Origin of the sequence: Microcoleus sp. Pol7_B2 (assembly GCF_036701035.1) — a bacterium.
Lineage (GTDB): Bacteria > Cyanobacteriota > Cyanobacteriia > Cyanobacteriales > Microcoleaceae > Microcoleus.
Genome location: NZ_JAUBQB010000001.1, coordinates 15,200 through 34,392, shown reverse-complemented (window position 1 = coordinate 34,392; position 19,193 = coordinate 15,200). Strand labels below are relative to the sequence as shown.

General features: G+C 44.3%; 13 protein-coding genes. 9 read left to right on the top strand and 4 right to left on the bottom strand.

All coding sequences use genetic code 11. The features are described 5' to 3' along the window. Positions 1–42: 42 nt before the first annotated feature. From QUA57_RS00140 to QUA57_RS00125, 4 genes are all read left to right on the top strand, one after another. A complete protein-coding gene (locus tag QUA57_RS00140) occupies positions 43–2,361 on the top strand; it encodes a tetratricopeptide repeat protein (protein ID WP_333058803.1) in 2,319 nt (772 codons plus the stop codon). Positions 2,362–2,544: 183 nt separating this feature from the next. Further along, the gene (locus QUA57_RS00135) at positions 2,545–3,837 is read left to right on the top strand and encodes an ATP-binding protein (RefSeq protein WP_333058801.1); all 1,293 of its coding nucleotides are present in this window, start codon (positions 2,545–2,547) and stop codon (positions 3,835–3,837) included. Between the two features lie 402 nt (positions 3,838–4,239). Continuing rightward, positions 4,240–9,432 (top strand): PAS domain S-box protein, encoded by a 5,193-nt coding sequence (locus tag QUA57_RS00130; RefSeq protein WP_333058800.1) that lies wholly within the window; start codon positions 4,240–4,242, stop codon positions 9,430–9,432. A 360-nt stretch (positions 9,433–9,792) separates the two neighbouring features. Further along, positions 9,793–11,208, top strand: coding sequence for a lipid-A-disaccharide synthase-related protein (locus QUA57_RS00125; protein ID WP_333250879.1), 1,416 nt, complete (start codon positions 9,793–9,795; stop codon positions 11,206–11,208). Positions 11,209–11,344: 136 nt separating this feature from the next. Here QUA57_RS00125 and QUA57_RS00120 read toward each other — a convergent pair whose 3' ends face one another. Next, the gene (locus QUA57_RS00120) at positions 11,345–12,136 is read right to left on the bottom strand and encodes a 2-phosphosulfolactate phosphatase family protein (RefSeq protein WP_333058798.1); all 792 of its coding nucleotides are present in this window, start codon (positions 12,134–12,136) and stop codon (positions 11,345–11,347) included. A gap of 89 nt (positions 12,137–12,225) precedes the next feature. On the opposite strand from QUA57_RS00120, the gene QUA57_RS00115 reads away from it, so the two are divergent. Continuing rightward, on the top strand, positions 12,226–13,119 hold the full coding sequence (locus QUA57_RS00115) for an EI24 domain-containing protein (RefSeq protein WP_333038212.1): 894 nt from the start codon (positions 12,226–12,228) through the stop codon (positions 13,117–13,119). A 3-nt stretch (positions 13,120–13,122) separates the two neighbouring features. Here QUA57_RS00115 and QUA57_RS00110 read toward each other — a convergent pair whose 3' ends face one another. Both QUA57_RS00110 and QUA57_RS00105 read right to left on the bottom strand, forming a co-directional pair. Continuing rightward, on the bottom strand, positions 13,123–13,377 hold the full coding sequence (locus QUA57_RS00110) for a hypothetical protein (RefSeq protein ID WP_333058797.1): 255 nt from the start codon (positions 13,375–13,377) through the stop codon (positions 13,123–13,125). Positions 13,378–13,550: 173 nt separating this feature from the next. Next, the gene (locus QUA57_RS00105; protein ID WP_333038217.1) at positions 13,551–13,679 is read right to left on the bottom strand and encodes a hypothetical protein; all 129 of its coding nucleotides are present in this window, start codon (positions 13,677–13,679) and stop codon (positions 13,551–13,553) included. A 5-nt stretch (positions 13,680–13,684) separates the two neighbouring features. Here QUA57_RS00105 and QUA57_RS00100 point away from each other — a divergent pair, with 5 nt between their 5' ends. The 4 genes from QUA57_RS00100 to QUA57_RS00085 all read left to right on the top strand — a co-directional run bounded on the left by QUA57_RS00100 (position 13,685) and on the right by QUA57_RS00085 (position 18,460). After that, positions 13,685–15,190 carry an MBOAT family O-acyltransferase gene (locus QUA57_RS00100; RefSeq protein ID WP_333058796.1) on the top strand — a complete coding sequence of 502 codons (1,506 nt, stop codon included), beginning with the start codon at positions 13,685–13,687 and terminating at the stop codon, positions 15,188–15,190. Positions 15,191–15,260: 70 nt separating this feature from the next. After that, entirely contained in the window at positions 15,261–16,154 is an 894-nt protein-coding gene (locus tag QUA57_RS00095) for a hypothetical protein (protein WP_333058794.1), read from the top strand. Between the two features lie 174 nt (positions 16,155–16,328). Next, positions 16,329–17,060, top strand: coding sequence for a DUF7873 family protein (locus QUA57_RS00090; RefSeq protein WP_333058793.1), 732 nt, complete (start codon positions 16,329–16,331; stop codon positions 17,058–17,060). Positions 17,061–17,521: 461 nt separating this feature from the next. Continuing rightward, the gene (locus QUA57_RS00085; RefSeq protein ID WP_333058792.1) at positions 17,522–18,460 is read left to right on the top strand and encodes a serine/threonine-protein kinase; all 939 of its coding nucleotides are present in this window, start codon (positions 17,522–17,524) and stop codon (positions 18,458–18,460) included. Here the strand turns inward: QUA57_RS00085 and QUA57_RS00080 are convergent. After that, positions 18,454–19,080 carry a J domain-containing protein gene (locus QUA57_RS00080; protein ID WP_333058791.1) on the bottom strand — a complete coding sequence of 209 codons (627 nt, stop codon included), beginning with the start codon at positions 19,078–19,080 and terminating at the stop codon, positions 18,454–18,456. The two genes, QUA57_RS00085 and QUA57_RS00080, sit on opposite strands and share 7 nt — an antisense overlap. Positions 19,081–19,193: the final 113 nt, after the last annotated feature.

Below are 19,193 nucleotides of genomic sequence, written 5' to 3'. Positions count from 1 at the left end.
TATAATTTTACATGGAATGATTACTCAAAAGGAAAATAAAAAATGAATTCGGAAACAGCGCAGGTGAATTTTCAGCAACAGGCAGAACTTTATTTAGCTACAGGCAACTTCGATCGGGCGATCGCACTTTGCCAACAAGTTTTGGCATCTGAACCCAACTCTGCAGAGACTTGCAAAACCCTAGGAAAGGCGCTGCAAGCTCAGGGTAAACTAGAAGACGCAAGGTATTGGTATAAAGTTGCGATCGCCCTGCAACCCGATTTTGCCGAAGCTTTTGCTAACCTCGGCACTCTCTGCGCTACATTGGAACAGTGGCAAGAGGCGATCGCCTGTTACCAAAAAGCCATCTCCATCCAACCGGACTTTGCAGGATTTTACCGAAATTTGAGCCGGATATTTACCCAAGTCGGTCAAGCTGAGGAAGCGACAGACTGTTGGTATCAAGCACTCATCTTGGAGCCAATAGAAATATCGGAAGAATATCTAGATTTGGGTAATACATTGCTTGCCCAAAATAAGCCCGAAAAAGCGCTAGTTTGTTACCACCGCACCATTTTTTTAAACCCGAGTTGTTGCGAAGCTTATTGCAAAATAGCCGAAGCTGCTAGCGATCTGAAACAGTGGGACGAAGCTATTGTTCACTACCGCAAAGCTATTCAACTCCAGCCGGAGATTTCGGATTTTTATTACAAATTAGGCAATGTTTTGCAAGCTAAGGAACTCTGGCGCGAAGCGGAGGCTGCCTACCGAAAAAGTATTGATTTAAATCCCAATTCTTTTTTATCATACTACAACTTAGGCAGCGTGCTGCTCAATTTAGAAAAATGGCAAGAAGCTGCGATAGCCTACCGCACGGCTGTTGAAATTAACCCCAATTATTCTTGGTCTTACTACAGCATCGGTGCAGCTTGCGAGCGATTAGAACAATGGTCTGAATCCGCCGCAGCTTACCAGCGCGCTACTGAAGTAGACCAGAATTTTTTCGCAGCTTTTCACAAGTTAGGAGATGCTCTTTTTAAGCTAGAAAAGTGGTCAGAAGCTGAGGCTGCCTACGAACGGGCGATCGCACTAAACGCGGATTTATTTTGGTCTTATTATAACTTAGCTTTGACTTTAGTTAAACTTCACAAGTTTGAAGCAGCAGCACTCGCTTATCGGCGGGCGATCGCACTCAATCCAGAATTCTCTTGGACTTACCACAATTTAGGAGCAGCGCTGTTAAAAGCCGAACAGTGGAAAGCCGCAGCTACCGCTTACCAACGTGCTATTGAACTTAATCCCACTATTTCTTGGTCTTATTACAATTTAGGCGATGCTTTGAGTGAAAGTCACGCATGGAACGATGCTGTTTCCGCCTACCTTTGTGCGCTTCAAATCGACCCGTCTCTACCGAAAATTTACATAAAGTTAGGTGAGGCTCTAATTAAAAGAACTCCGGTAGATTCAGATGTAGCAACTAGCTACTATCACCACCAAATGCAGCCGCTGCACGCTCCTGAATTTTACTGCGAAATAGCCCAAAAGTTTGCTGAGAGCGATCGGCTTAACGAAGCCATAATGTTGTACTTGATGGCATTAGAAATTAGACCAAAAGATCCAGAAATATCCCCAAAATTAAAGGAGATTTTAGAAAAACAGCGTCAAACAGGGGAATCTACTCTATTATTAGAGTTAGAGGCTAAGGATATTCGCGATCGCTATATCGCCCGAGTAGTCAAAGGCAAGACTTTTGCAGAAGTCGGCGGCTTGTGGGGAACTGTCAACGAAAAAGTATCTGTAGCTAGCAAATACGGTGCAGTTTCTCTGACAATGATTGATGCCATGCCGGCATCCCTCCAGTGGTGGCCAGATTTTCACGATCGCATGACAAGTTTAAATATTGCTAATTATCACTGTATCAATCAAGATATCACTCAGATTCAGCTTGCAGACATTGGCGAGCCTTACGATGTAACTCACTGTGCAGGAGTTTTGTACCATCACCCCCATCCGTTGCAGATTTTAGTTGCCTTGCGTCAGATAACTCGCGAGCATTTAATCTTCACTTCAGTTATTACCCAAGAAGTAATAGAAAATGAGTTTGGTCACTATGAAATTCCCGCTTCGGGAGTAATGTTTATTCCCGCTTTGGACGACGCTGAACGAGCTATCTTAACAGCTTATTGGCGGCCATACATCAACAACAACCAACTTATAGGGATAACTGAGAAAGCAGTTTTTGACATGAACGATTTTGCGCCGTGCTGGTGGCTGCCTACAGCTACTGCTTTAGAAGCTATGTGCGAAGTCGCGGGATTTAAAGTTTTAGATAAAGGATTGACTTGGAACAATAATGCTCTGACTCTGCTGCTGGGGATTTGAGGATTGGTAAACGAATAATAACAGGACTTGCTTGTGCATAAACGGCTAAACACCCGGTTTATGAGCGAATTCTTCATTTTCTTTCCCCAATATTCCTACTAGAAACCGGGTGTTTTCCGTAAGTCCTAAATAAAATAGCTGCCAACATTTTTTGTGAAGAAAATAGTAACTGGGAAATAATCAATGAACAATCAGCAACCAGGGACGCCGTTAGGAAACATTTTAGTAGTAGACGATACACCAGAAAACCTGCGTCTGTTGTCTACGATGTTGACTCAGAGGGGGTACACCCCTCGCTGCGTGATTAACGGAAAAATGGCTTTGAGAGCCTGCAATTCTAATCCACCAGATTTGATTTTGCTCGACATAATGATGCCGGAAATGAACGGCTACGAAGTCTGTCAGCACTTGAAACTAGAAGCAAAAACTCGCGAAATCCCGGTAATTTTTATCAGCGCTAAAGATGAAGTATTTGACAAAGTAAACGCATTTGCTGTGGGAGCTGTTGACTATATCAGCAAGCCATTTCAGTTTGAAGAAGTGCTCGCCCGCATCGAAAGTCACCTCAGCCTGCGGAATTTACAAAAGCAGCTAAAAGAACAAAATATGCTGCTGCAAGAAGAAATCACGAGCCGCTTAGCCGTCGAAAAAACTCTTCAGGAAAAAAACCAAATTTTGCAACAAGAAATCAGCACCCGCCGCGCTGTTGAAAAAGCTCTGCAAGAGCAAAATTTGGTACTTCAACAAGAGATATCCCACCGCCAGCGCGCCGAATCTGCTCTATTAAAATCTAACCAAGAATTAGCGCGTTCAAATGCAGAACTAGAACAATTTGCTTATGTGGCTTCTCATGACTTGCAAGCGCCTTTAGCAACCATTGCCAGTTACGCTCAACTTTTAGAAAAACGCTACAAAGACCAACTTGACAGCCAAGGTAGTAAGTTTATCGGCAATATCGTTCAGGGCTGTACCAGAATGCAAACTTTAATTGACGATTTACTCGAATATTCCCGCGTTGGCCGGAGTCGGAAACCTTTTCAACTGACAGATTGCAATCATGCAGTCGAGCAAGCACTGGCGAACCTGCAAGGGGCGATCCGCGAGAATAAAGCCGTTGTCACTTACAGCGAATTACCAGCGGTAATGGGGGATATTTCTCAACTCGTACAGCTATTTCAAAATTTAGTCAGCAATGCGATTAAATATCGCCACGATGCACCGCCTGTGGTTCATATTACCGCTTGTAAACAGGAGGAAAACTGGTTAATTTCTGTCTCAGATAATGGAATAGGGATTGCTCCCCAGCATCAAAAACGTATCTTTCAAATTTTCCAGCGCTTGCACACTCAAAGAGAATATTCGGGGACAGGTATTGGTTTAGCAATTTGTCAAAAAATTGTGGAACTTCACGGCGGATGTATCTGGGTGGAATCGGAACCGGAGCAAGGTTCAACTTTTTACTTTACTCTCGCTTAATTGAGAGATCCTGTCGTCAAAAGGTATAAGCTATAAGGTAGGCAAACTGAATTAATTTCTATATTTTAATTCATAAATATAAAATAGGCTCCACAAGTTAACCCCATTTTATATGGCAAATATAATAAGTAAATAATGGGCCATTATTGTGACTCTTTAGCTTGGCATCTAGGCTACATTTGGATTATTTATTAACTGGTATAAATTGCAATTTAGAATAAAAAAGCTTTCCCGTTGACAGTCTAGTTAGTGCGTGATAGAATAATAATTAGACACAATTTTTGTAGCGCTTGCTCACCCGCAATATTACGGTCGATATATATGTATGGGCAATTGAATAATTGCCCTGAAAATAAAAGCTAAAATTCAAGTTAGTTTAAGATTTTTTGATTGACAAATATTATGAAAGCAGTTTTTAACTTAGCTTTGCCTCCTATCTGCTTTAAAGTTCTGTTAGTAGAAGACAACCCTCAGGAAGCTGAGCTGATTGAAGATTTACTGTCAGAAATAGGTGGCTCGCAGCGTATAGTGCTGACGAAAGTAGAGCGTCTCAGCGAAGCGCAGCAGCGATTGAATCAAGAAACTTTTGACATAATTTTATTAGACCTTTCACTGCCAGATAGTCTGGGAATCGAGACGGTGGCTCGGGTACAAGAGTACGGGGTAAATGTGCCGATCGTAGTTCTGACCGCCCAAAACGACGAAGAACTTGCCCTGCGGTTGATTTCGGTCGGCGTACAGGATTACTTGGTAAAAAGAAAAATCGACAGCGAACTGTTAATTAGATCGCTCCGTTACGCCATAGAACGCCAGAACAGTCAAGATGCTTTGCGAAAAAGTGAAGAAAAATATCGCTCGGTGGTGGAAAATTCCCTGATCGGCATTGCAATCATCGCTCCAATTATTGACAGCGAAATTCCTTTAAATTGCCACTGGATAGAAGTTAACGATGCCCTGTGCAATTTGCTGGGCTATGAGCGCTACGAACTCGTGCAAAAGAATTGGCTAGAGTTGACTCATTCAGAGGATTTGGAGGGTAATTGTGAAAAATTTTCTCAGATGTTAGCAGGTAGGCTCGACGGTTACATCTTAGACAAAAGGTGGCTCAGAAAAAATGGCGAAATAGTTCACACGCGAGTTTCCCTTCGTTGCCTCCGCCGCCTGGACGGGTCTATAGACCGGATAATCGAAGTAGTGTTGGACGTGAGCGATCGCTACCGCTACGAAGCAAAATTGAAAGCGTCAGAAGAATTTTTAAACCACACCATAAATTCTACGCCAGACCCAATTTTTGTCAAAGACGAGCAACACCGCTGGATGATATTAAATGATGCTTTTTGTCAGTTGGTCGGCAAATCGCGGCAAGAATTGATCGGCAAATCAGATTATGACTTTTTCCCCCAATCAGAAGCTGCTGTTTTTTGGACTAAAGATGAAGAAGTATTGACAACGGGGATCTGCTTGGAAACCGAAGAAAAATTCACAGACTCAGCAGGGAGAGAACACATAATTTCTACCAAAAAAAGCGTCTTCCAAATAGCAGACGGCACTAAAGTAATAGTGGGTACAATTAGAGATTTTACCGAATACAGACAGCAACAAAAAGCCCTGGAACAAAGCGAAGCTCGCTTTCAAAAATTGGTAGCTAACCTGCCGGGAATAATTTATCAATTACGAATGTCAGCAACGGGAAAATTGTCTTTCCCCTACATCTCTTCAGGCAGCCGCCAACTCTACGAATTAGAGGCAGAAGCAATAGAGCAAAATGCGGAACTGATTTCCAAGGGAATTCACCCAGACGATCTCTTAGATTTAAAAACCTCGATCGCCATTTCAGCCACAACGCTGGAACCTTGGCAGCAGCAGTGGCGGCAGACTTTACCATCTGGAAAAGTTAAGTGGCTGCAAGGAGCGGCGAGACCAGAAAGGCTCACTACTGAGAGCAAATCTGGCAGCGAAGGCGATATTCTCTGGGATGGTTTAGTGATGGATATCACTGAATTAAAGCAGGCACAAACAGAGCGCGATCGTTTTTTTACCATCTCCTTAGACTTGCTTTGTATTGTAGGTTTTGACGGTCATTTTAAACGTTTAAACCCAGCTTGGTCAACAGCTTTAGGCTACAGTATTAGTGAATTGTTTGCCAAGCCAATGATCGAATTTGTTCATCCAGACGATCGAAAAGCCACCGCAGCCGAAGGAGCAAAACTAATCGCCGGTACGTCCAGTATCTCCTTTGAAAACCGCTACATCTGCAAAGACGGTTCTTACAAATACTTCCTGTGGACGGCATCGCCATTTAGCGAAGAAGGTTTAATCTACTCAGTCGGTCACGACATTACCTCTCGTAAACAAGCAGAGTCCCAACTCCAGCGACAAGCAGTAGCAATGGCCGCTGCTTATGATGGCATCGCCATTTTTAATAATAATAAAGAATGTATTTATTCCAACGACGCTTATCTCAAGATGTACGGCTTGGCTAGCCCTAGCGAACTGTATGGGAAGAAATGGAAAATGCTCTACAGCAAAGCAGAAAATATATTTTTTGAATTACAAATAATGCCGATGCTCTTGCAAAAAGGGTACTGCAATATAGAAGCTACCGGTCAGCGCCGGGACGGTACTAAGTTCCCTCAAGAATTGTCGCTGACAATGCTTGTCGGTGGCGAAATCATTTCTATAGTCCGCGATATAACTAATAGAAAACAGGTAGAATCAGCCCTACGATCGAGTCAGCGACGCTACCAAACTTTAGCAGAAGCATCGCCAGTTTGCATATTCCATACCGACACCTTGGGAAATTGCCTTTATGTGAATCAACGGTGGAGCGAAATTACGGGATTAAATGCAGAATTAGCAGCAGAAATTGGCTGGATGAATGCCATACATCCCGACGATGTTGCTCGGGTAAAAAATGAATGGCATCGAGCAATTATTGAGAAAATTCCTTTTAAATCAGAATACCGCTTTCAGCGTCCAGATGGTCGGGTAATCTGGGTGATCGGTCAGGCAATTGCAGAAATCGGAGACAAGCAGGAAATTAAAGGCTATATCGGCACTATTACTGATATTAGCGATCGCAAACAAGCAGAACTAGATTTGCTGCGAGTTACTCAAGCGGTGGAAAGCACCAGCGATGCGATCGGCATTGCTGACTTGACAGGGCGATCGCTCTACCACAATCAAGCCTTTGTTCAACAGTACGGCTACACAGCAGAAGAACTAAACACAGCAGGCGGATTAACAGCAATTTACTCCCAAACTAAAGTGCTGCTAGAAATGTTTAAAACGATCCGTAAAGGCAAATCTTGGCAAGGCGAACTCAAAATCAACACTAAAAACAACGAACTGGTAACAACTTTATTTCGCGCCGACGGCATTAAAGATGAAACTGGTCATTTAATCGGGTTAGTGGGAGTAATTACCGACATCACCGAACGTAAACAAGCGGAGATGGCACTGGAGCAGCAATTAAGGCGAGAACGGCTGGTAGTGGCCATGCTCGATCGCATTCGCTCCTCCCTAAATTTAGAAGAAGTCCTGACAACTGCTGTCGAACAAGTGCGGCAATTTTTGCAAACAGACCGCACAGTTATTTACCGTTTTAATCCCGACTGGAGCGGCTTTGTTGTTGTGGAATCCGTGGCAAAAGATAGAATTTCGCTGCTAAATTTTAACAATATTGATGGCTGTTTTAGAGAAAAATTTGTTGATATTTATCAGCAAGGCGGTATTAGATCTATGGAAGATATTTACCGGGAAAATTTGACGGAATGCCACATGAAATTTCTCGAAGGATTTGAAGTAAAAGCTAACTTAATAGTGCCGATTTTAAAAGCACGAGAAAGCATTTCACCGACCCAACCGACTGCAGACAATCAGCTCTGGGGACTGCTGATCGCCCAGGATTGCAGCGGCCCCCGTCCCTGGGATTCCTCAGAAATAGAATCCCTCCGGCAATTGTGCGTGCAATTGGCGATCGCGATCCAGCAATCGACGCTATTTCAACAAGCACAAACGGAAATTGTCGATCGCAAACTGGCAGAATCTGCCCTCCAACAAGCTGCATTAGCAGCAGAAAGTGCTAACCGCGCCAAAAGCGAATTTCTTGCCAATATGAGCCACGAACTACGCACGCCTTTAAACGGCGTTTTAGGTTACGCTCAAATCCTCAAAACCGACAAAGACTTAAACTCAGATCACCAAGAAAGTCTCAGCAATATTCAACAGTGCGGTCAACACCTGCTGATGTTAATCGACGATGTTTTAGATCTTTCCAAAATTGAAGCTAGAAAAATGGAACTCTACCCGGAAGAGTTAAACTTTCTAAATTTCACGAAAAACATTGCTGATCTCTTTCAGATGCGGGCATCTCAAAAAGAAATTTTATTCCATTACGAACAAGTCTCTCCCCTACCTAGCTGCGTTCGTGTCGATCCAAAAAGATTGCGCCAAATTCTCATAAATTTACTCAGCAATGCCGTGAAATTTACTAACAGTGGCGGTGTGACTTTCAAAGTCGGCTATGTCGGCACAGGGGCCTGGAGTCGAGGCCAAGGAGAAAATTATGAGTTCTCGACTTTGAGTTCGGAACTGAAACAAAATTATATGCGCTTCGCCCACAATCCGATCGCAGCCAAACACGCTTTAAAAATCCGCTTTCAAGTTGAGGATACCGGTACGGGAATAGAGAGAAGCAAGTTAGAAGAAATATTTTTGCCTTTCCACCAAGTTGGAGGCAATACGTTTGTTGAAGGTACAGGTCTCGGACTCTCGATTAGCCAGAAATTAGCGAAACTAATGGGTACCGAAATTCGAGTCCACAGCACTTTGGGAAAAGGCAGCACTTTTTGGGTAGATTTAGAAGTGCCAGCAGCTAAACGGTACTTGGAAGTGTCTCCTTTGCAGGAAAAACGCTGGCTTGTCGGTTTTGTTGGCAACAAGCGGAAAGTGCTAATCGTGGATGACAATCAACTGGATCGCGATTTGTTGTGCAGGCTGCTGCTGCGTTTGGGATTTGAGGTTGCAGAGGCCCAAAACGGGCAAGAATGCCTCTGCAAAACTGTTGAATTTCAACCGGATGTGATTTTAATGGACTTGCGGATGCCTGTAATGGATGGCTTAGAAACTGCAAAAAAACTGCGGGAGTTGCCAGTAAAAGATGTCGTGTTAATCGCTATGTCAGCTAGCGTTTTCGAGGCTACGCAGCAAGATAGCATCCTCGCAGGGTACGATGATTTTCTTCCCAAACCGATCGAAGCAAATCACTTTTTGGAACAGTTGCGCGTGCATTTGGGACTAGAATGGATTTATGGGGAATCTTCGGAAAACAAAAAGCGCAAAACTCCCAGTTTGTCACCCGCCTCTGATTTTCCTGCTTATTCTTCTCTGTTACCTGCGGCTTCTGAGTCAGTAGCAAAACTTTTGAGACTCGCAGCTATGGGCGACATTGAAGAATTTTTTGAGGAGAGTTCTAAGCTGGAGAGTTTAGAGCCTAACTTAGTGCCGTTTGTCTCGAAGCTGCGCCAACTTGCTAAGGGATTTCAGCTCAAACAAATTCGGAATACTTTAAAGCAATATATCGAGGGAAAATAGTATGACTTTCAGGATTGAGAGATTGGCTGCATACAGATAATTTAGATGTGCAGCAACTTACCGCCGCGTTATTTAGCCGGATATCTGGCAATTGTCGATCGCGCAATTGTCAGTGCATGCAACCGTAACTCCCAAGATTAAACAAGTTGTTTTCCAGCTTCAGAAGTTGCCCTCGCAGAGTCCGATCAACTGCTGTTAAATGCCAGATTTTTTTGGGTACAGCAGAGATTTTGATAGGCGCCGGATAGGGTTCGCTCTTACCGTGTTTTGTACTATTTCAAACAACAATTTTCTGGTAAACTAAAGTGGAAAGTTGCTTTCCATCCCTAGACTGAAGTCCCAGGGTTTGCAGGCTATTTTTTGACAATAGAGTTTTTGAGAGAGTTGGGATTGAAATTACTTTGCCTCAGTAACGGCCACGGAGAAGACGCGATCGCCCTTCGCATCTTGCAGGAACTGCAACAGCACCCGCATCCGCCAGAATTAGCCGTGTTTCCGCTAGTGGGTGAAGGGCAAGCTTTCGCTCAACTAGAAAACGCCCGCATCATCGGCCCGGTGCAGCGGATGCCTTCGGGCGGCTTTATTTACATGGACGGGAGGGAATTTTTGCGCGATGTCAAAGGCGGCCTGCTTCAGTTGACCATCGCTCAGTTTAAAGCCATCCGCGCTTGGGTGCGGACCCAACAACAGTCTGGGAATCAAGACGGCGTTATTTTAGCCTGCGGTGATATTGTACCGCTGCTGTTTGCTTGGCTCAGCGGCGCGCCCTATGCCTTTGTCGGTACTGCTAAGTCCGAGTATTATTTGCGGGACGAGGACGGGCCTCTGGGTCGCAAATCCAGGGTCTTTAGTGGGTGGAGTTGGTCGCGATCGGTTTATTTGCCTTGGGAGCGCTGGTTGATGACTCGATCGCGCTGTAGAGCCGTTTTTGCCAGGGACGCGCTGACCGCCGAGACTTTACAAAAACTGGGAATTCCCGCTTACAATCTCGGAAATCCGATGATGGACGGACTCGAACCGGAAAACCCAGCCGGTTTTTACGGCCCTGATGCAGAGTTTCGGGAAATTGAGCGATCGCTCATCATCACCTTACTCCCCGGTTCTAGAGCGCCGGAAGCCTATGCTAATTGGCTGCTAATAGTAGAGGCTGTAGCCGGAATTTTGTCGCTGTTTGCTGATCGCAAATTGTTATTTTTCGGAGCCATTTCTCCAGAGTTAAACTTAGAAGCTTTGCGACCTAGTTTAGAATTTTTCGGCTGGCGACAAGACGGCGAAATTAGAACGCAGCGGCGTGAAGGAAGTATTTTGCGACCTCCTGTTTCTAGCGCTCAAGAAATTCAGCAAGAATCTCCTAATTTACTATTGCCCCTGACATTTGTGCAGAGAAACGCCACGATGATTTTGACTCAGCAAAGTTTTAACGATTGTTTGTACGAAGCAGATTTAGCAATAGCAATGGCAGGAACGGCTACAGAACAATTTGTAGGTTTAGGAAAACCGGCGATCGCCATTCCCGGAAGCGGCCCGCAATTTACTTTCGCTTTTGCAGAAGCTCAAAGTCGCCTGTTAGGCCCGTCATTAATTTTAGTCAAACATCCCGCTGAAGTTGCCGGCGCCGTCCAGTCTTTGCTCCGCGACCCCGATAGGTTGCAGCTAATCGCTGAAAATGGCTGGCGGCGCATGGGAGAACCCGGTGCAGCAGCCAGAATTGCCGAGTGTTTAATTCAGCGCTTCGGCGGTGAAGACAGCAATTCTCAATTGCCTGCAATAGACTAGGAACAAAACAATGTTTTGTCCCTACCAAGTATGTTTAATTCTACTTGCTTTAAAAAAATATTGTTCATTAACTACCTACTAATTTTCGTAGGGTGCGCCTAGGCGCACCTTACTAATACTGCATTTGCAGAAAATTTCAATTCGCCGTTTTTTCGGATGATGGAACCCAGAAATTAGCTTGAGGGATTTTAAAATCCGACTTAACCAACACTCCCGGTTCTCGCTGCACAGGCAGCACATCTAAAGTATCCGTTTGCGCGCAATATTTTAAATCTTCAATAACACCTAAACCGAGGAGGCGCTGACCGTGGCTGGCCCTTTCCAACAATTCGTGTAACCGATCTTGCCAGTGCAAATAAAGAGCAATAGCCCCAAATACTTCATCGTTACCAGCAAAATCGCTCGCAGGAATACCGCTTTCTGCTAGGAGACTTTGGGCGATCGCACCAGCACAAACCGTATCTTCCAACGAATAACTGCCTTCCCAACCAGAACCCACAATCCAAATAGTTTCCGGCTGTTTATTTAACAAAAACTGCACCACAGATTTGCGGTTAATCAAAGCCGCCGTTAACACAGTTGCAGCCGCTTGCACTCGTTCCAGAGCGCGAGTACCGTTAGTTGTGCTGATAAAAATTCGCTTCCCAGTCACCTTTTCTGGCGTGCAGTCCAGTGGAGAATTCCCCATGTCAAATCCGTCAACTTTGCCGCCGCCGCGCTCTCCAGCGCGAATCCGCTTATCTGCAGGCCAGTTTTCGCTCTCGGCCATTAGCTTCTCTAAGTCGCTGAAAACCTGGACAGCTTCCGCCCCATTATTCAGGGCCGTTGCCATTGTCGTAGTCGCCCGCAGCACATCAACTGCGATCGCGCAAGCCGGCATTTTGTCGGCTGGCGTAAGTTCCGGGGTATGGTAAATAAAAAGCTTCACTGTTGGGCTACCTGCGATAAATCCTCATCAGCAATAATAATGGAAAGTGGATAATAGAAAATAGAGTCGAGTCCTCAAAAGCAGAAAATATGTCAAAACAGCTAAATTCAAACCCCGCCCACGCCGCCATTACCGCACCAATTCGACTCCTGGCAGGTTTCACCTATCCTTTGCGAGCTTTCACGCTGATTTTGCAAACTCCCAAGCTGTGGACTTATGTATTAGTTCCCGTGGTGCTAAATTTTATAATTGGTATTGCTCTTTATTTAAGCTTGCTATTTCCCAGTTTGGCAGGGATAGACGTTTTAGTTGCCGATTTATCCGTCCGATTTAATGCTCTAATTGCTAGTTTTCCCACTTGGCTGAGCTTTCTCGGCGGGTTAACAGTCGCTTTTGGCTGGCTGCTGCGCGTAATCCTAGTGTCAGGACTTTTGCTGATAATTGGATTTTTGTTAGTGCAGTTTGGCGTGATTTTAGGTTCGCCCTGGTACGGCAAACTTTCCGAACAATTGGAACTCCTGCGGAACGGTCAATTGCCCGCAGAAGCACCAATGAGTTTGGCGAGTAGTTTTGGGGATATTCAAAGGGCGATCGCCTTTGAACTGCGAAAACTACAAATTTTGTTTAGCCTCGGCATACCCCTGCTGCTGCTGCATTTTATCCCTGGCATCGGCTCTATTCTTAGCAGCTTGGGTGGCGTAGCTTTGGGCGCGACTATTGTCTGTTTGGACTTTTTAGATGCACCTTTGGAGAGGCGGAGGCGACCTTTTCAGGAGAAGTTGGAGATCATTTGGGCTAGTTTGCCGGCCAGCGGGAGTTTTGGTTTGGTTTGTTTGGGTTTGGTGAGCATTCCGCTGTTGAATCTGTTGGCGATTCCGCTGTGCGTGACGGCGGGAACTTTGTTTTTTTGCGATCGCATTTGGCCGGCCCGCTTTGCCCCAGAAGAAACAAAGAGCGATCGAGAAACTAACATTACAACTTAAAAACTAGGGAGATGCTTCTTCCTTCGGCTGACTCTGGGAGTTAAGACCCAAAAACGGGCTTAAAAACAGCCAGCTAATGAAGAAAAATGATGCTGTAAATAGCTGGACAATATCGATCGCCGACAAATATCCGTCAGATAATAGTGCAATAGTTCTATCTGTCAGCCCGAATATCCAAGAGAGAATCCCAAACAGCCAAATGCCTTTTTGGAGCATGGGCAAAAATGCTGAAACTTCGGAGTTTTGCTGCTTGTTCATTGATTTAGCCCTTGTTTGCGAAAAGTCTGATTAACCGGGGCACCCCAAGGGCTTAAGGATTTTTGGTGTCTCCTCGGATTCCCTTTGTTATCTATATGTTAAGAAATGTTTCCCGATATGACAACGCACCCTGGGAGGGATTTCCGCATCTATCTCAAGAGGTAGTCGCAGCGCTAACAAACAGTGATATTTGCTACACTTTGGTAGGATGCGCGATCGCGATCGGGTTCTGGGTCACTCTTGCCATTAGTCCCAGGCGCTTGATATAGTGGGTCACAGGCTACGTAAAAGAGCGAAATCATAAATTATGTTATTTAACAGTATTGAATTTTTAGTATTTTTTGCGATTGTTTTCGCCATATATTATTTCCCTCCGTTGCAAAAAGTGCAGGTTCCCATCCTGATCATTGCCAGCTTTATTTTTTACAGTTGGAGCGCCCCCGCACTATTGCTGATCCTGCTACTCTCCATTATTATCAACGCTACAGTCAGCTTTCAAGTTGCCCGAAATTCTGACAAGAAACAGCGATTTTTTTGGGCTTTATCGGGAGTCGTTCTCAATGTATTAATTTTGAGCTTGTTTAAATACGCCGGTTTGCTAACTAACTTTGTTGCCGAGGTTTTTAATATTGCTCGCTCCGAAGGCAGCATTGCTTATTTATTCTTAAAATTACCTCTGCCTATCGGCATTTCTTTCTACACATTTGAAGGCATAAGTTTAATCGTAGACGTACTGACTCAAAAAAATAAAAGCGAAACCGCAGCCAACACTTACGTCTCGCCCAACTTTAGCCAACACCTGCTAAATACTTCATTTTTTATTGGCTTTTTTCCCAATTTGCTGTCAGGCCCGATTTTAAAATCTCAGACATTTTATCCCCAGATTGCTCCTAAATATTTTAAAGATATTCCTTGGAATTTCATTTTTCGCTCGCTCGTTGTCGGCTACTTCCTAAAAATGGTCATCGCCGACAACTTAAAAGACTATACCTTCTGGATTAGCTTTCCCTACTACCGAGGATTTGGAACTATTACCAACCTGACACTGCTGTTTGGCTACTCAATACAAATTTTCGCCGATTTTGCCGGTTACTCCTTAATTGCGATCGGTTTTGCGGGTGCTTTGGGTTACAAAATTCCCGACAATTTCGACTTTCCCTACATCTCGCGTTCCCTCTCCGAATTCTGGAGAAGGTGGCACATTTCCCTCTCAACTTGGCTCCGAGATTACCTATACTTTCCCCTCGGCGGAAACCGCAAAGGAAAAATCAGAACTTATGTTAACTTAATGATAGTAATGACTTTAGGAGGATTATGGCATGGGGCTGCTTGGAGTTATGCAGTTTGGGGAATTTATCACGGATTAGGTTTAGCAGTAGAACGCTTTTTTGGGTTCGACAAATCCAAAAACAAATTACAAGAATCAAATCAAGTAAAAACCAAACCCATCTGGCAGCAATTATTATTGGACAGCCTTAGCGTTTTAGGAATTTTCTCTTTTGTTTCCGTGGGATGGCTGCTTTTCAAACTGCCTCGATTTGAAGAAGCGGTTGACTTCGCAGTTACTTTAGTTCGCAACTATAAAGTCAAGCCCGGTTGGAGTCACATTATTCCGACGCTAATTTTTTCGCTACCAGTAGTGATTTATCACATTCCCCATTTTCCCACTTGGCAAAATCGGATGAAACAGGATTCAAATAAAAACGGTCAAAAAGTCTGGAGCCTTTATCAAGATTTAGCTTTAGGAATTATGCTAGCAATGATATTCCTCAACAGTGGCAGCTCGAAACAATTTATTTATTTCCAATTCTAGAAGGTGTTCTATGTTTGTCAAATTCCAGTTGCGACCGATTTTACGGCCGATACTAATTTTTCTGTTTATAATGAGCTTTTATCAAGTGCTCGTCACCGGCGGAGTTTTGCCTGCTTCCGACGGAGTTAGCCTGCTTCAAAATAATATTGTTAAAACTCAAAGGTATGTATATCAGAATAATTCCGATCTAAAAATGGTAATGGTAGGTAGTTCTCTAGCTGCCAACCTTAATATTAAAGACATTGGAGAGGGCGTAAAGAGCATAGCTTTGGGGGGAGGAGCGAGCCAAACAGGTTTAGAAATAGTTAAAAGAAGTAAAAGCAAGCCTCCTATTGTTTTGGTAGAAATTAACGATACAATTGTTCGCAAAATAGATACAGAATTAATGGATTCTTTGTATCATCCTCTTTTTTATTGGTTACGCCAGTATCTACCGATGATGAGAGAGGAATACCGTCCGATTAGCATTTTTGTGGATTTTTTCAAAAGTCGATCGAAGCCGAATCACAAAGTGACGCGAGAGGCTCTAGACAGATTAGAAGGTCGATATCTTACTCCCGACTTATCGCAAAAAACTATCCAAACGATAGTTGATATTCAAAGTCAACCTTTGTCTGAAAAAGATGCAGAAGCTATAAAAAAAGAAGCTGAGTTTATTAAAAGTCAAATCGCAGAAATCAAAAAAAATAGCGGGGCGAAAGTAGTTTTATTTGACATACCGCAAGAGTCACGAGTTAACGCTGCAATCAGGAGAAAACAAGTCCAAGAATTGGCTAAAAAGCTGTTTCCATCCGATCGTTTTGAGTGGCTGCCACCCCCGAAAGAGCGAGAATGGCGTACCAATGACGGCGTTCACTTGATCCGCAGCGACGCTAGAGATTTTGCCGAGTTTTTGAGGGATAAATTGCTGGGCACGGTAGTGGCGGGATCTCTTGGCACCGCGCCTAGAAAAGAAAGCTTGTAATTTATTGTGAAGTGTGTCATATTACATAATAATGAGCAAGTTTGGTTAAAGAACGATCGTGAGGTTTGTACTGAGGAGGGAGAGTTATCAAAGCTCCAAAAGCCACAGGACAAACAATTTGATGATCAGTATCAACCCGGCTTGATATGAGTTCAGCGTCAATAAAATCGAACAATGGCACGCTTAAATCAGATTATTGCGATCGAAAAAGGCATCAAAAGCCGATCCGTCCAAGAACTCGCAGAAGCTCAAAAAGCACTCCAGAAGCCCGCTGTGCTTTCTGGAATCTCCCGTACTTACCGCCCCAAAGACGAAGAAGGCGAACAACTGCCGCCAGAGTCCAAAAAAGTTGAAGTCAAAGCAGAAGAGATTATCCGCAAAACGACTGAAGTTTTGACCAAACTCTTCGACGTAACCGCAACCAAAGATTGGACAAATTGTCGGGCTCGTGCTGACGTAACTGTAGACGGAAACGTGCTTTTGAGCCAAGTTCCCGTCAGCTATTTGCTATTCATTGAAAAGCAGTTAGCAGATTTGCAAGCATTTATCAAAAAACTTCCAGTCTTAGATGCTTCCGAGACGTGGAACTTCGATGCTTCGGCAGACTGTTGGGCAACAGAACCGGTGCAAACTCTCAAGACTTTTAAAACTCCGCGCAATCACGTTAAAGCTGAAGCTACCGAACACCATCCGGCTCAAGTCGATGTTTATTACGAAGATATTACGATCGGCTATTGGCGGACTGTCAAGTTTTCGGGTGCTTTACCAGCGCGGCGGATAAATGAGTTGCTGCAAAGGGTGGAAATCTTGCAGCAAGCTGTTATGTTCGCCCGCGAAGAAGCTAACAATTCTGAAGTGGAGGAACAGAGAGTGGGAGAGCGAATTTTTCAGTTTATTTTTCGCTAAGTGCTGGTTTTTTTGATAGTTATGGTTTAAGATATAAACAGAGTACAAGTTCAAACTCAAACTTCAACTTAAACCGTACAAATGTGATAGTGCAGGTTCGACTCCTGTCCCTTCTACCCAAAATAGGGGGGTAGCCCAATTGGCAGAGGCAGCATTGCGTACAAATTCAACAGCAAGCTATTACTCTAAACTCAGCATTCACCGCCGATCGCTAAAACGAATGTCAGGAAAATCACATCATCGAGGTTGCTGGCTCATATCCAGCCCCCTCTACCAAACGCAGGGGGGTAGCTCAATCGGTAGAGCGCGATGCTATTAATCTTAAATCCTTGACTTAAATGTGATAGCGTGCCCAAATGGGCGGTAAATATAAACCCAGTAGTAAGGTCAGAACTGCTGGGTTTTATGCTAATAATTGATTCAATTCGTTAAATCCGTCAGTCCTGGACGTATCAAGACAGATGATTTATTGCATCAATCCTCAATGCGAACAACGCGAAAATCCTGCTGCTGCTCAAAAATGTCAGGCTTGTGGCACAGATTTGTTAATTGGCGATCGCTATCGTATCCTTAAATCAGTGCGATCGCCCAATCCCGCACGCCCCACAGACATCTTTGAAGTTGAAGATTTGGGAACCGGGGAAAACGAATGGGGAACTGTCAAAATTTTAAAAGTCTTGAAACACACCCACAATCCCGATTTAGTTCGGTTGTTCAAGCAAGAAGCGCGAGTTTTGATTTGGCTGGCCGGAAATGGCACAGTTCCACAAGTCGAGCCTGACGGTTATTTCCCAATTAAACTCCCCCATAACTTCCAGAAATTGTCTTGTTTGGTGATGGAAAAATTTAGCGGCGAAAACTTGACAGAATTATTAACTAAAAAACAGTACGTTTCTCAACAGCTCGCTCTAGATTGGCTGCAACAAATGCTTCATATTTTGCAGGAAATCCACAAATATCGTGTAGTACATCGGGATATTAAGCCATCCAACCTGATGGTTGAAGCCAATGGGAAATTGAGATTAATTGACTTCGGCGCCGCCACAGAAGCAGATATAGATACCGCACCCATAGGTTCTGCCGGATACGCCGCACCGGAACAAATTCTAGGTAAAGCAGGCGTGCGATCGGACTTTTTTGCCCTAGGGCGTACTTTTGTACATTTATTAACAGGCATACAGCCAAGTCACTTTCCCGTTAATGAAAAAACTGGTAAAATTAATTGGAGGAACCAGGCTGTAGATATTGACCCGTTACTCCTAGACTCGATCGACGAATTGATCGAACCGCTACCAGAAAATCGACCTGAAAATACCCAAGTTATTTTAGAAAAATTAGAAAAATTAAAAATTCACGACGCAGACCCCCTGAAAAAGGGGGACGCAACATCGCTTCAATAAATCTCTTCCAGCCGGCGAAAATCCCGCTCAACTTCCGCCCACAAAGCCCGATTGTGAGGGTCAGTTTTCACAGCCTTTTTCAAATAAATTCTCGCCTTATCAACCTGCTTTTCTCCGATCAAATGCCGTCCCCAGCGCTGATAGGCGATCGCCTGCCACTGACGCACCTCCAAATCTTCGGGAACCCGCTGCGCCAAACCCTCAATCAAGGCGATCGCCCGCGGGAACCTCTGATATTTCAGCAACTGCTGCAGCTCAAAATAAGCATCTTGCTTTAACTTTTGTTCCACCGCCGACAGATCCGCATTAGATTGAACCCCGGCCTCTTTTCGAGTCACTTTAACTGCCTGCGGTTGAGCTTTAACCCCCCGATCCGGCGGTGTCGAAGTAGGCGGCACAGTTGAATTGGCAACTTTCGACCCCGCAACATGGTGGGGGGCAACATTAACCAAGAACTTATAAGCCTCAGTAATAGCAATAAACTTATTCTTAGCCTGTTCGTTTCCCGGATTCACATCGGGGTGATACTGTCTGGCTAACTGCCGATAAGAGGCCTTAACTTGCGATAAACTCGCACCAGACCTGAGTCCTAACTGTCGGTAATAATCTGCAATATCCATCTAGCATGAATGAGCGTTGATAATACCATTAAATATGGCAGAATCCTTAAATGTAAAGATTCTGCCACAATTTACTGCGAACTAGATTGTAGTGCGAGGGTTGCCCGCACTAC